Source organism: Flavobacterium sp. LM4, assembly GCF_002017935.1.
Taxonomy (GTDB): Bacteria; Bacteroidota; Bacteroidia; order Flavobacteriales; family Flavobacteriaceae; genus Flavobacterium; species Flavobacterium chungangense.
The window spans coordinates 2,283,589-2,297,722 of the sequence record NZ_MUFW01000001.1 but is presented as its reverse complement, the minus strand read 5'-3'; the positions used below and the strand labels follow the sequence as shown (position 1 = coordinate 2,297,722).

The following is a 14,134-nucleotide window of genomic DNA, read 5'->3' as shown; positions in this document are numbered from 1 at the left end:
TTCTTTTTTTATTTAGATTTTCTGGTCGACTCTCTTTCTTTCAATTTTGTTTTAATAACAATTGTTTCATAATCGGAAGTTTCACCTTCTTCTTCCTCAAGCCTTGAAATTAATCGCTTAGCCGCAACTTCTCCAATTTCAATTCCGTGCTGACTTACAGTTGTTAAACTTGGAGATAAACGCCTTGATGCCAAAATTCCGTCTGCAAAACCAATTATCGAAATATCTTCAGGCACTTTATACCCTTTTTTCAAACTTACTCTTAAAGCAGCAACTGAATCATTTTCATCCAAAGCAAAAATTCCGTCAATTTTATGATCAAAAATCGCTTCAATTTTACTTTTCATATCATCTTCTGAATTAGTACGAAGAATTATCTTTTCGTTTACCGGAATATTATTATCCTTTAAGGCTTTTAAATACCCATCAGCTCTCAGTTTTCCTACACTCAAATTGTCTACCGAAGAAATCAAGGCTATATTTTTACATCCTAAATTAATTAAATGCTTCGTAGAATTTAAAGCTGAATCAAAATCATCAACCACAACTTTATCACATTCAACCCCGTCAGCAATTCGATCAAACATTACAATTGGAGTTCCGTCATTAATGATTTCAGAAAAATGACTATACTCTTCTAAATTTTGTGCCTCTTGCGAAACAGAAAGAATGAATCCGTCAATAGTTCCATTGCTCAGCATTTCAAGCGTATGAATCTCCTTCTCTAATGATTCATTTGAAATACAAGTAATTACATTATATCCTTTTTTATCAGCTACTTTTTCAATACCACTAAAAACTTTTGCAAAAAAAGAGTTTAATATATTAGGTATAATTACACCAATTGTTTTGGTCTTACGATTCTTTAAGTTCAAACCAATAACATTAGGCTTATAATTTTTGAGTTTAGCATACTCCTTAATTTTAACCTTTGTTTGCTCACTAATTTCAGGACTATCATTTAATGCCTTAGAAACTGTCGATACAGAAACACCAAGTTCTTTTGCTATTTGTTTTAGAGTTGCTTTAGCTTTCATTCGATTGAATTTTTATGTAATTAATACAAATATAATAGAATTGCCTAAAATAAAACAAAAAAGCCCTACCACTTATTAAAATTATCAAGGTCTTTCCCAAAACTAACACACAAAACAATTAGGCTGCTCTAAACTTTACTACATAAAAACTTTAACCTGATAAACATTTTTAAAAAAAATAAAAAAATTAGGTCATCTAAACATAAATATTATAATCAATATTTTTATCGTTTTAATTTCAAAACTGACCCCCTGATTTTCAGCAGATAAAATAATCTTTTCAGGTATTTGGATTTAAAATAATTAATTGTACTTTTGCATCCCCTTTATTGGGGATGGAATGTTTAATTAAAATAATATTATGGACGCATTAAGCTACAAAACAGTTTCAGCAAACAAAGGCACTGTAACTAAAGAGTGGATTGTTGTTGACGCTGATGGTCATAACTTAGGACGTCTTGCTTCAAAGGTTGCGATGATCTTAAGAGGTAAGTACAAGCCAAGTTACACACCACACGTTGACTGTGGAGATAACGTAATTGTTATCAACTCAGAAAAAATTAACCTTACAGGTACAAAAATGAATGACAAAATTTACATGCGTCATACAGGTTACCCAGGAGGACAAAGAACTTTAACTGCTAAAGTATTGCAATCTAAAAACCCTGCATTATTAGTAGAAAAAGCTGTAAAAGGAATGTTACCTAAAAACAAATTAGGAGCTGAACTTTTTAGAAATCTAAATGTTGTTGTAGGTGCTGAGCATACTCACGGAGCTCAAAAACCTAGAACTGTTAACCTTAACGATCTTAAGTAATGGGAGTTATTCACAAAATCGGTAGAAGAAAAACCGCTGTTGCACGTGTTTATGTTTCTGAAGGAACAGGACAAATCACTGTAAACAAAAAAGAATTCGCAACTTACTTTCCTACTGCAACTTTACAGTACAAAGTTTTACAACCGCTTTCTATGACAGAAAACGCAAGTAACTTTGACGTAAAAGTAAACGTTTACGGAGGTGGTTCAACTGGTCAGGCAGAAGCTGTAAGAATGGCATTAGCACGCGTTATGTGTGAAGTAAATGCTGAAAACAGAGCTATCTTAAAACCAGAAGGTTTATTAACAAGAGACCCAAGAATGGTTGAACGTAAGAAATTCGGTCAGAAGAAAGCTCGTAAGAGATTCCAATTCTCTAAACGTTAATATTACCTGTCTTGTTCAATTAGGACAAGACATGATCAATTATTTATTGAAATTAAAAAACACAGTTGTTGTTGCTCTCCTATCGAGGTAGGAAATAGTTTAGCATCTAAATGTATAAAGCCTGGGAAACCGCCATTTATGCATTGCTAATCAACAGAACGTAAACTAGTACAAAAATGGCAAACAAAATAGAAGTAAAAGACTTACTAGAAGCAGGTGTTCACTTTGGACACATGACTAGAAAATGGGATCCAAACATGGCCCCTTACATTTATATGGAGCGTAATGGTATTCACATTATCAATCTATATAAAACTGCAGCAAAAATTGAAGAAGCTAATGAAGCTTTGAAAAAAATCGCTGCATCAGGTAGAAAAATCTTATTCGTAGCTACCAAAAAACAAGCAAAAGACATCGTTGCTGAAAAAGCAAAGGCTGCAAACATGCCTTACATCACTGAAAGATGGCCTGGTGGAATGCTAACTAACTTTGTAACTATCAGAAAGGCAGTTAAAAAAATGTCTTCTATTGATAAAATGAAGAAAGATGGTACTTTCATGACACTTTCTAAAAAAGAGCGTTTACAAGTTGATCGTCTTCGTGCTAAATTAGAAAAAAACTTAGGTTCAATCGCTGACATGTCAAGACTACCAGCTGCATTGTTCGTAGTAGATATCAAAGCTGAACACATCGCAATAAAAGAAGCACAAAAATTAAACATTCCAGTTTTCGCAATGGTTGATACGAATTCTGACCCAAGAGAGGTTGATTACGTAATTCCAGCAAATGATGATGCTTCTAAATCAATTGACAAAATTTTATCTTTAGTAACTGCTGCCGTAATCGAAGGTCTTTCTGACAGAGGTTCTGAAAAAGAAACTGAAGTATTTACAGAAGAAGCTGCTCCTGCTGTAGAGACTGCACCAGCAACTGAAGAATAAATCAAATTTTAAATTCCAAATTTTAAATTCCAAATTCCAAATACAAAATTAAAAACGTTATGTTGATAATTTAATAAAATTGGAGTCTGGGATTTAGAAAATGGAATTTTTACTTTTAACATTAAAATTCAAAATATTATGGCAACAATTACTGCTGCAGACGTAAATAAATTAAGACAATCTACAGGTGCCGGAATGATGGACTGTAAAAAAGCTTTAGTTGAAGCTGATGGAGATTTCGATAAAGCTATACAAGTTCTTAGAGAAAAAGGACAAAAAGTTGCTGCTAACCGTTCTGACCGTGAGTCTTCTGAAGGAGCTGCTGTTTCTTTTGTTAATGATGACAAAACTAAAGGAGCTATCATCACTTTAAACTGTGAGACAGATTTCGTAGGTAAAAACGAAGCTTTCGTAACTTTAGCTAAAGATTTAGTTGAAAGAGCTATTAACTTCTCTACTAAAGAAGAATTTTTAGCTTCAGACTTCAACGGAATTACTGTTGCTGAGAAATTAATCGAGCAAACTGGTGTTATCGGTGAAAAAATCGAAATCGGTGGTTTTGAAATTTTAGAAGGTGCTTTCGTTGGATCTTATGTTCACGTTAACAAAATTGCTGCTTTAACCGCAATTTCTGCTGCAATTCCTAACGCTGACGTTTTAACTAAAGATGTTTCTATGCAAGTTGCTTCTATGGGAGCTGATACATTATCTTACAAAGATTTTGATCCTGCTTTCGTTGAATCTGAACTTGCTGCTCGTATTGCTGTAATCGAAAAGGATAATGAAGAAGCTAAACGTTTAGGAAAAACTTTAAAAAATGTTCCTAAATATATTTCTTTCTCTCAATTAACTGAAGAAGTTTTAAAACAAGCTGAAGAAGATGCTAAAGCTGAATTAAAAGCTGAAGGTAAACCAGAACAAATTTGGGATAAAATTATTCCAGGAAAAGTTCAACGTTTCATCTCTGACAATACTACTTTAGATCAAGAGAAAGCTTTATTGGATCAAAACTTCATCAAAGATGACAGTAAAAAAGTTGGTGATTATGTTAAAGGATTCAATGTTGAAATTACAGGTTTCAAAAGAGTTACTTTAGGTTAATATATTATTTCAATATTGAAGCCCGAATATTAATTTATTCGGGTTTTTTTATTTTTTATCATCTTTATTTATCAAATCAGAGATATTCAGCTCATAATAATAGTAATTTGCCAAGAAATATTTTCTTTCAAAATATAAGGATTGATATAGGTTTTGTGCCGATAGATTATCAATACCAACATTCAAGCTCAGAAATTCTACATTTGTAAAACAAGCATACTCTATAGTTTTTTGCATTAATCGATAAGCAATTTTTTCTCTTCGGCACTCCTTTTTAACATAGAGATAAGAGATGTGCCAGTTGTATTTTACAAAAAAATGCGGGTTTATTTTAGCTACTAAAACTACAAAAGCTATGTAATTATTTACTTCGTTTTGGCATGCAAAAATTTTGACCTTGTTTCTTTCCAACTTGCTTTTTATAAACCCAATAGCATGATTAATGCTTAACATGTCGTCTATTAATTTCGATTCACGTATAAGCCCTTCAATTGAATTAAATTGACCAGGTTTAATTTCAACAATACTAAAATTGCTATTGACTGATTGATTCAAGTAATACCTATTTAAGAAGTTTTGAAGATAGAGTTGATAATATTTTCTTTTGTTTGCCTAAGGTTATTTTTTACCACCTTGTATAAATAAAACGACAACAAAACACCTACAATTGCCAATCCAAAATTGAATAGCCAATTGGCTTTAAAACCATATAAATCTACAATTGTCAAACCAGTTTTCGCACTAAAAACGTGAGCAAAGCCATAACTCATTTGAAACATTGACATAAACAAGCCTTCTTGATTTTTGAAGCTTCTACCAGAAACAAAACTACTTGCAAACGAAAAGGTTAACATACTACCTAGACCCATAAAAAAAGTCGAAACAATCAAAACTATTGGCATATTTATTAGAGAAAGTAATAAATAACTAAATCCTATACAAGCCAATCCTACTAATATAATCAGTGTTTTTTTATACTTTCTATTCTCAACAAAACTTACAACCGGCAGCTCAAACAACAACAGCAGCACGCCATAAAAACTCAAAAGCAAACCACTTTGAAACTCGCTCAATCCAAATTGCTCTTTATGATAAATAGGCAAGACTGTGAAAATTTGAAAAAACAAAACGGCTGTAATCATAGTTATTACCCAGTGAATTAAGAACGATTTATCCTTTAACGGGGCTAATTTATCAACCTCTAAATGCTGGAATTTAAGTTTATACAAAACTTGTTTTTCTGTTACCAAATAGACGAAAATCAAAATAGAAACGATACAACTCAAACCGTCAACTATAAACAAGACATTGTAGTTCCAAATAGAAATCAACAAACCTCCTAGTAACGGGCCAAACATAAAACCAACATTTGTCGCAGATCGCACCAAAGCAAGTGCTTTTACCCTATTGTTTTTGGTTACATAATTATTAATTGTTATCATCATTGCAGGTCGAAACATATCAGCAATTGTGGTTAGCAAAAATATTGAAAAACACAAACCCTCAAAGCTACTAACAAACTGTATTCCTATAAAAATGAGTCCGCTAAAAAACAAACTAAAAACCATTACTTTGTAGGCGCTATATTTGTCCACCAGTTTACCACTTACAAAAGTTCCTACAAGCGAACCCACGCCGAAACACATCATCACCCACCCCACTTGCGAATACGAAAACCCTAGAGACTCTTTCATGTATTTAGACAAAAACGGCACTACCATTGTTCCTGCTCTGTTTATAAAACTAATAATAGTAATTACCCAAATTTCTCTGGGAAAATTTTTATAGTTCTCTAAGTATTTTTTTATCATTTTAATTGCTATTTTATTATTGTTATTGTTATTGTTATAATAATTTAAAATTATACTACAGTCCAGACTATTTTATAGGCATTTATATATCTTTTTTTTAATGATTCTACAAAACACTTAGCATAAACAAATTAATCAACTCTACGTTATTCTCTATTTCTAATTTATCGAATGCTCTTTTTCGTAAAGTAGAAATTGTATTTTCTTTAAGATCAAGTTTATTTACTATTTCTTTATTGCCATAGCCGTTTATAATTAATTTCACAATTTCCAGTTCCCGACTCGACAGCGAAGCTACTTTATCAAAAAAAAGTTGATGATAATTATTGATATAAGTACCTTCGAACAATACCTTTTGTACACAATTAATTATAGCCGCTTGTGAACTTTGCTTACAAAGTATTGCATTGACATGATCTTTGATTTCTAAATAATCAAAATAAGTGATAGAGGACGATAATACTATTATTCTGGTATTATTAGAAATTAATTTAATGTTGGAAATTGAGTTTTTTAGTGTTCCGTCTGCATAAAAAAAATCTAAAATAAGCAAATGATAACTCTTTTTTTCTAACATAGAAGATATCTCACTAATTCTGCCAGCCTGATCAAAATACAAATCAGAAAAATGATTTTCCATAATCGACATCATACCCCTTCTAACAATCCAATGGTCATCTGCAATAAGACAATTCATAATAAAGAGTTATTTTGTTTTCAAAGTGCTTTAAAAACCGTTAAATCAATCGAAAAAACCACTTTTAAACCTGATGAACCTGAGTTACTAACCTCTATAGTTCCATTGGATTTTTCGATTATTCTTTTGCATAAATACAACCCAAGCCCCATGCTCAGGGTGTCTCGTCTATGGGATTTTTTACCTTGATAATTTAAATCGAAAATATGATTTAAATCTTCTTCTTTAACACCACATCCATCATCTAAAATCTCAAAAAATATAGTTTGATTGTTTTTTTCAACGCTAATATCAATCCTGGTATTAGCAAATTTTAATGCATTCCCTATTACATTACAAAGCAATTCGTACAGCCTTACTCTATCATAGTTAATCATAAAGGATTGATCTATATTCGTGTGTAGTATCAAATCAACATTTATAGAATGAGCTATTACCTGAAGTGATTTAATAATTTTTTTAATTTCGAAGCTAATGTCAAATTCAGAAATGTCAAATATTAATTCTTCATAATTCCCTAATTTCACTACCTCCAAAGCATGGTTTGCAATTAGAGCTAGTGCACTGGAAGTGTATTCAATAGAATTAAATATCTCTTTAACTTCTTGATCTTGTATTTTCTCTGAAACCAAATAACTCGACATTCTAATTACATTTATAGGCGTTTTGATTTCATGAGTCAAAAGTGATATTATTTTGTTTTTTAACATTAAATCTTCTTGAATTTGATCATTAGCCTCTTTTAACTTTTTCTCCAAGTAAAATATTTCGTAGATGTATCTAAACAGAAGCAAGAAAAAAAGTAAAATCAAAAAAACAACAAAACTAACAAGGAGATTCCTTGTTTTAACATCCTTAATTCGCTGATTTAAAAGTTTTTGACTTATATCAACTGTAGTTTTACTTACTATACTTTCAAATTGACTCAACAAATCAGTTAATAATCTTGTAATTTTTTGGTTTTGTGCTATAAGTTGTCCTTCTGTAACCTTAATGTCTTCAAGACTCCCTTTCATTTTACTAAACTGATTATTGTAATGTTTTTGGGATGCTAATAGTACATGCTCAAACTGTTTAGATATAGCATCAGTAACCACTTGTTTACCAAATCGAAATTTTAAGATAGAGTTACTGGTTTCATTATTCAAGTCGGTTCTTCCTTTAAGAGTGTTTTCAATTTTAGAAAATAAGACTTTGTTTTTTACAGTATCAACCTGTTTGTCAGTTTCGAGTTCAATACCTTGCAAAACATCACTATAATCAAAAGATACCGGAATGGATTGAATCTTTGATAATTGACACAATTGCCTGAAATTTTTATCAAAACTCAACAAAAGAGAATCAGATTTTAAAGTTATTCGTTTGTCAACTAACAACTTGTTTTTTGAAATTTCACCATAAATAATGGTGTTTATATATTTATTTTGAACGTGGCTTAAATCACAAGCAACAATAGCAATAATGGAGTCATAGTCTTTCAAATCCTTTGCCTCCTGACTACATAAATATTGACTAAAAACAATTTGGCTGGTTTTTATTTTATCTTTTAACAGTGTTAGATCTCTTAAAACTGTATGGTTTTCATTGTCGGCATCAATATATGTTATTAGCTTATTATTGTTATTCAATTGAACAAAAATTAAATAAATCAAAACAATTTTTAGCCCGAAGAGGAAAGCAATAATTAAAACAGATTTAGATTTTAAGTTCATTTTTGTCTTTTTTTTCAAGAGCATGATAGTTTGTTCAATTTCTGAAAACTTCGCCTTATGTGTTTTTAGGCTTATATTTTGATTTTTTTAATGCAAAAATCGATTACTAGAATAAAATTTTCATAAATAATTCCAGTCCATTCGAAGTTATGCAAAGGTATAAAATAGTTTTTTGACTTTATCAAATTAATATTTTTTTATCAAAATTTAACATATTCATGAGGATAAATTAGCTTAAAAAAGAGATTTTTCTTAAAAAAAATGTAGATTTCTATCTACAAGGATATTCGCCGAAAATCCGAAAAATCAAAATATATTTGTCCCAAGAAAATTTTTAACTAAAAAAAAACAATTATGTCAGACTATTTAAAACAATTCGGAGAAGATCTTAAAAAAAATGTACCAGGTTACATAGCTGTTGCTGTAACCGAAATAAAAAGTGGAATTTCGTATTATTCCAATTCAGCTGTTGCGAGTTTTGACCCGGAATTGGCATCTGCTTTTAATCTTGAAGTTGTAAAAGCAAAACTTAACGCAATAAGTGCACTAGGTTTAAACGAAACTATTGATGATATTATGATTAACCTATCATCTCAAATACACATTATTGATGTAGCAGATAATAACGAATATTTTATCTATCTGGCAGTTGATTCTACTAAAGCAAATTTAGGGATGACCAAAGCATTACTTAACAAATACAAAAAAGAGATTACTAAAAAACTATAATTTAAAGCAGTAATTCAATAAAAAACATTAAATATTTAATGTTTAATGTTTTTTATGCTTATACCCTCTTTTATTGACAATATTTAACTGGGAATTAACTCTGGTTTTCATCCGATTTTCACCAACCAAACATTTCAGAATATCCAAAAAAACATTTTGCTTTTTTTGAATGTCAAACATTAATTATTATTCTCATTAGTTATGAAAAATATTTTAAGCAAAAAAAACTACTTGTTTTTATTTCTGTTTTTAACATCCTTTACTATAAACTCTCAAACTCTTTATGGAGGAATTGAAATAGGAAGCAAAGGTATTAAAATGACAATTATTAATGTAGAAAATGCAAAAAAAGGCTTGTACCAAATAAAAGAGTACTGGACAGAAAACGCAGCCATCGTTACAGGAATATCTATTAATGGAAACCTTGCTAAGCCTGATATGGAAATTGCAACAGATATAGTTTTAAAAAACCATAAAGTAATGTTAGAGCGTTTTAAAATCAAAAATGAAAATATTTTCATCGTTGCCTCCTCAGGTGTTGGTATGGCAAAAAACACCGATGATCTGATTATGATGATAAAAGCAAAAACCAACAAAGATTTACCTATTATAACATCACAACAAGAAGGAAAAATGTTATTAGAAGGATGTATCCCTCCAAAAAAATATTTAAACTCAATGATTTTAGACATAGGCTCCGGTAATACAAAAGGAGGCTATATAAATGCTTTTAATGGCGGTAACTATGTTTTTGTTCCATTGTCTTTAAACATTGGAACAGTAACCTTAACGGAAAAAATACGTGAAAAAGAAAAAAAAATATCTATTACAGAATTCAACGAACGATCTTTTGAATACCTTCCTGTTTTGAGAAATAATTTTGCAAAAATGTATACAGCTGGAGCAGAATCCTTAAAAAAAGAAAATATATATTTATCTGGAGGGGCGGTCTGGGCATTTTACACTCTTTTTAACGAGGGCAATATTCCTTTAGAGAATTTTACGCTGATTAATTTTGAAGATATTGTCACAAATAAAAATGTGATTGAGAATAACTTTAATAAAATTAAAGCTTTATCTATGACTAATACAGAAATGAAGAAAGTACTTGAAGTTTACTCTCAAGAACAACTTATTTCGGCTAATAATATTTTAGTATCCATGTTAGAAAATATTCCGAACATACAAAAGAAAAAAATTTATTTTGCAAGACAAGGACAAGTAGCTTGGCTAATGTCTTACATAGTAAACAAAGCTAACGTTGCAAAACCAATCTATTAACCTAAATACAAGATAGTTGCATAACGACAAATCGTACTTTTTAGAGATCAAAAAGAGCTGTTAGCTTAATATATTATATTATATTATATTATTTTATTTTATCTTTTTATTTTTTATCTGCAACAGGGAAATTTCTAGCTCTCATTAAAGCATTTGATTTAGGGGATCTGCCTCTAAAACTCTCATATGCTTTTTCCTCATCTCTAGTGTTTCCTATACTAAATACATTGTCATAAAGCCTTCTTGATACTTCTTATCATAAGGTCCTTTTCCTTCTAGGAACGCTTCCCAGGCATCTGCATTTATAACATCCGCCCATAGGTAACTATAATATCCTGCCGCATAGCCATCACTTGAAAAAATATGTCCAAATTGTGGAATCCTATGCCGCATTACTATTTCTGAAGGCATTTTAAGAGTCCTTAATGTTTCTTTTTCAAATTCATGAGGATCAATTTTATCAGTCGCCAGGTGAAGTTTCATATCAACCAAAGAACTTGAAATTGTTTCTACAGTAGTAAAACCTTCACCAAAATTGGCTGCCTTTTCTATTCTGTCTACTAAAATTTGAGGAAGCGGTTTACCTGTTTTATAATGCAGGGCAAATTTATTTAACACTTCAGGAGTGGCCAGCCAGTGTTCCAGCAATTGTGATGGAAATTCAACATAATCTCTGGCAACAGAAGTTCCTGCTAAACCTGGATAGGGTTACATTCGAACACAATCCATGAAGTGCGTGCCCGAATTCATGAAATAATGTACTGGCATCATCCCATGAAATTAAAATAGGTTCGTCGGCAGTTCCTTTAATAAAATTACAATTATTAGACACGATTGTAAGAACCTCATGATCTAACTTTTGCTGATCACGATAAGCATTCATCCACGCACCGGAACGTTTTCCTGCACGTGCATAAGGATCAAAATACCATAATCCAACAAGTTTTCCGGTAATTTTATTACTCACTTCCCAAACACAGACATCCTGGTGATAAACGTAAACATTTGTAATTTGTTTAAAATCCAGATCAAACAATTCGCCTGCGACCCAAAACATTCCTTCACGCAAGTTTTCTAATTGGAAATAAGGTTTAACTTCATTTTGATCTAAATCATATTGAGCTTTTCTGACTTTCTCTGCATAATATCGGTAATCCCAAGGCTGAATTTTAAATTTACCTCCTTCAGCATCCACAATCTTTTGCATTTCGACAACATCCTGCTGTACTTTTTCAACTGCAGGTTTCCAAACTGACATCATTAAATCTAATGTTTTTTGAGGATCTTTTGCCATTTTATTAGACAAACTCCAATGAGCAAATGTAGGAAATCCGAGAATTTTTGCTTTTTCTGTTCTTAATTTCAGGATAGAAATTAAAATTTCATTATTGTCGTATGCATTTCCGTTATCGCCTCGTTTTATAAAAATATGGAAAGCTTTTTCTCTTAAATCCTTGCGGGTTGAAAAAGTTAAAAATGGTTCAATAGAAGAGCGTGTATTTGCAATACAACCTAAAATATTCAAACTTCTTTCTTTTGCTTCGGCTATTGCCGCATTTTTAACTTCAAGAGGAAGCCCCTCAAAATCAGCTTCTGTATTTAATTCAACATATTGATTATGCTCTTCAGCTAATAAATTTTGACTAAAACGAGTAAAAAGTGTTGCCAATTCTGAATTGATTTTAGCAACCTTTGCTTTATCAATCTCATTCAATTTTGCTCCCTCCCGCACAAAATTAGTGTAATACTTCCAGATCAAACGTTGCTGTTCACTCGTTAATTGTTTACTTTCTTTTGAGTTATACAAAGTTTGAATTCTTTCGAAAAGCTTTTTATTTTGGTTAATTTTATCTGTAAATTCAGAAAATTTAGGAGACATTTCAGTATCTACTGCGTTAAATTCCGGACTACTTAAATTAGATCTGTAAATTCCGTAGACGGCAGATATTCTTTTTATTGTCTTTCCTCAACGTTCTAAAGCTGCAATTGTATTATCAAAAGTCGGGGCTTTTGGATGAGTTGCAATAGCATCGATTTCGTTTAGTTTTTCCTGAATCGCAAATTCAATTGCCGGTTTAAAATCAGAAACTTTGTACTCATTAAAAGCAGGAACTCCTCCGTAAGACCCTTGCCATGCTTTTAATAACGGATTATCCGAATTGTTTTGTGCAGTAGCTGCAAAAAAGGTTGTACTCATAATAATAATTGATATTATTTTTTTCATTATGATAATTTGCAATTTTAAAAAACAAAGCTTATTGTTTCAAAAACAACCAAAAATCACTAATTGTAATAAAAATTTAACAGCCACACCGTTATAACGAATTTTTAATTTAATTCTTCAATTCATGAAATTATATAGAAGCATCTTAAATCTGATATATCATTTAGCTCCTAAATATGTTTTAAAACCAAAAAGAAATTGTATTATATTGTATTATAAGGATACAACGTTGAAATTACCGGTTTCAAAAAAAGTTACTTTAGGTTTACTTGGAATCGTTTTTAAAATACAAAAGAGCGATTTGGAAATTTTCAAATCGCTCTTTTTTTTTATCATTTATTTTTCATCGTAGATTCTCGCACAACAACCGTTGTTTTTAGCTCAATTGTCTTGGGCTCAAACACTCTCACCTCTTTACGACAAACTATCTCTTCCAATAACAAATTAAAAGCCTCTACTCCCATCTCATAATTGGGTTGATCAACAGTACTTAATTTTGGGGTAATTACCTGCGATACAAACCAATTACTAAAACCAATTACCGCAAATTGATTGGGCACTTGAATACCTTTCTCATTAAAATGCGCCAAAACACCTACTGCAACCAAATCTGTAATAACAAAAATCCCATCAATCCCCTTGTCTTCTTCTTCTAGAATTTGTTTAGCAAATTCAACACCTTGCTCAAAAGTGATGCTTTGACAAGAATAAACCAATGCAGGATCAAAAGAAATTCCATTTTTTTCTAAAGCTTTTTTGTACCCCAAAAAACGATCAATAGCATTTTGAGGATTTTCAAGCCCCCGAATATGAGCAATTCTTTTGCAACCCATGTCAATTAAATGCTGCACCGCATCCATAGCTGCTTTTTGGTCATTAATAATAACTTTTGAACTAGGGATCAATTTAGAAATTTTATCAAACTGGACAAAAGGAATTTCTTTTTTAAGAATATCTTTGATATGAACATCGTCATTAGATTCATTAGAAAGCGACATGAGAATCCCATCTACTCTTTTATTAATCAAAAGTGCTACTTGCTTTTTTTCTAATTCTAAAGATTCATTAGACTGAAGAATAATTACCAAATAACCATTTTTCTCCGCTTCAGCAATAATACCATTTACAACGCCTGAAAAAAAATGATGTACTACTTCAGGTATAATAAGACCAATTGTTTTTGATTCTTTAGTCCTCAAATTCACGGCAAAACTATTGGGCGTATAATCAAGCTCTTTAGCCAAAGCAACAACAGCTTTCTTAGTTTTATCACTAACATCTGGATAATTTTTTAATGCTTTCGAAACAGTGGTAATAGATATACCTAAAGCTGAAGCTATTTCTTTTAAAGTAGTTTCTCTCATTAAACAAATATCGCAAAAAAAAACTAGTCAAATC

The 14,134-nt window shown here is 31.1% G+C and carries 15 protein-coding genes; 6 read left to right on the top strand and 9 right to left on the bottom strand.

Features of this window, described 5'->3' with window-relative positions; all coding sequences use genetic code 11:
* Nucleotides 1-8 precede the first annotated feature (8 nt).
* The gene (locus BXU10_RS10255) at nt 9-1,037 is read right to left on the bottom strand and encodes a LacI family DNA-binding transcriptional regulator (protein ID WP_078227246.1); all 1,029 of its coding nucleotides are present in this window, start codon (nt 1,035-1,037) and stop codon (nt 9-11) included.
* A gap of 361 nt (nt 1,038-1,398) precedes the next feature.
* On the opposite strand from BXU10_RS10255, the gene rplM reads away from it, so the two are divergent.
* The 4 genes from rplM to tsf all read left to right on the top strand — a co-directional run bounded on the left by rplM (nt 1,399) and on the right by tsf (nt 4,282).
* The gene (gene rplM / locus BXU10_RS10250; protein ID WP_031454410.1) at nt 1,399-1,854 is read left to right on the top strand and encodes a 50S ribosomal protein L13; all 456 of its coding nucleotides are present in this window, start codon (nt 1,399-1,401) and stop codon (nt 1,852-1,854) included.
* A complete protein-coding gene (gene rpsI / locus BXU10_RS10245) occupies nt 1,854-2,240 on the top strand; it encodes a 30S ribosomal protein S9 (protein ID WP_078227245.1) in 387 nt (128 codons plus the stop codon). The genes rplM and rpsI overlap by 1 nt, the downstream gene beginning before the upstream one ends.
* Nucleotides 2,241-2,416: 176 nt before the next feature.
* The gene (rpsB, locus tag BXU10_RS10240) at nt 2,417-3,181 is read left to right on the top strand and encodes a 30S ribosomal protein S2 (RefSeq protein WP_078227244.1); all 765 of its coding nucleotides are present in this window, start codon (nt 2,417-2,419) and stop codon (nt 3,179-3,181) included.
* A 138-nt stretch (nt 3,182-3,319) separates the two neighbouring features.
* Nucleotides 3,320-4,282, top strand: coding sequence for a translation elongation factor Ts (gene tsf, locus BXU10_RS10235; RefSeq protein WP_078227243.1), 963 nt, complete (start codon nt 3,320-3,322; stop codon nt 4,280-4,282).
* Between the two features lie 48 nt (nt 4,283-4,330).
* Here the strand turns inward: tsf and BXU10_RS10230 are convergent, their stop codons facing one another.
* From BXU10_RS10230 to BXU10_RS10215, 4 genes are all read right to left on the bottom strand, one after another.
* On the bottom strand, nt 4,331-4,837 hold the full coding sequence (locus BXU10_RS10230; protein WP_078227242.1) for an N-acetyltransferase: 507 nt from the start codon (nt 4,835-4,837) through the stop codon (nt 4,331-4,333).
* Nucleotides 4,838-4,848: 11 nt separating this feature from the next.
* Nucleotides 4,849-6,093 carry an MFS transporter gene (locus tag BXU10_RS10225; protein ID WP_123921974.1) on the bottom strand — a complete coding sequence of 415 codons (1,245 nt, stop codon included), beginning with the start codon at nt 6,091-6,093 and terminating at the stop codon, nt 4,849-4,851.
* 106 nt (nt 6,094-6,199) lie between these two features.
* On the bottom strand, nt 6,200-6,790 hold the full coding sequence (locus tag BXU10_RS10220; protein WP_078227240.1) for a response regulator transcription factor: 591 nt from the start codon (nt 6,788-6,790) through the stop codon (nt 6,200-6,202).
* 20 nt (nt 6,791-6,810) lie between these two features.
* On the bottom strand, nt 6,811-8,502 hold the full coding sequence (locus BXU10_RS10215; RefSeq protein ID WP_189328079.1) for a sensor histidine kinase KdpD: 1,692 nt from the start codon (nt 8,500-8,502) through the stop codon (nt 6,811-6,813).
* A 354-nt stretch (nt 8,503-8,856) separates the two neighbouring features.
* Between BXU10_RS10215 and BXU10_RS10210 the strand changes: the two genes are divergently transcribed.
* The gene (locus tag BXU10_RS10210; RefSeq protein ID WP_078227238.1) at nt 8,857-9,231 is read left to right on the top strand and encodes a hypothetical protein; all 375 of its coding nucleotides are present in this window, start codon (nt 8,857-8,859) and stop codon (nt 9,229-9,231) included.
* Between the two features lie 201 nt (nt 9,232-9,432).
* Nucleotides 9,433-10,512 carry an exopolyphosphatase gene (locus tag BXU10_RS10205; protein ID WP_078227237.1) on the top strand — a complete coding sequence of 360 codons (1,080 nt, stop codon included), beginning with the start codon at nt 9,433-9,435 and terminating at the stop codon, nt 10,510-10,512.
* A gap of 213 nt (nt 10,513-10,725) precedes the next feature.
* On the opposite strand, the gene BXU10_RS25605 is transcribed toward BXU10_RS10205, so the two are convergent.
* From BXU10_RS25605 to BXU10_RS10190, 4 genes are all read right to left on the bottom strand, one after another.
* Nucleotides 10,726-11,160 carry a M3 family metallopeptidase gene (locus BXU10_RS25605; protein ID WP_255406057.1) on the bottom strand — a complete coding sequence of 145 codons (435 nt, stop codon included), beginning with the start codon at nt 11,158-11,160 and terminating at the stop codon, nt 10,726-10,728.
* A gap of 13 nt (nt 11,161-11,173) precedes the next feature.
* Nucleotides 11,174-12,391, bottom strand: coding sequence for a M3 family metallopeptidase (locus BXU10_RS10200; protein ID WP_255406055.1), 1,218 nt, complete (start codon nt 12,389-12,391; stop codon nt 11,174-11,176).
* Nucleotides 12,392-12,478: 87 nt separating this feature from the next.
* Entirely contained in the window at nt 12,479-12,736 is a 258-nt protein-coding gene (locus BXU10_RS25245) for a hypothetical protein (RefSeq protein WP_223255417.1), read from the bottom strand.
* A 332-nt stretch (nt 12,737-13,068) separates the two neighbouring features.
* The gene (locus BXU10_RS10190) at nt 13,069-14,100 is read right to left on the bottom strand and encodes a LacI family DNA-binding transcriptional regulator (protein ID WP_078227235.1); all 1,032 of its coding nucleotides are present in this window, start codon (nt 14,098-14,100) and stop codon (nt 13,069-13,071) included.
* Nucleotides 14,101-14,134 lie beyond the last annotated feature (34 nt).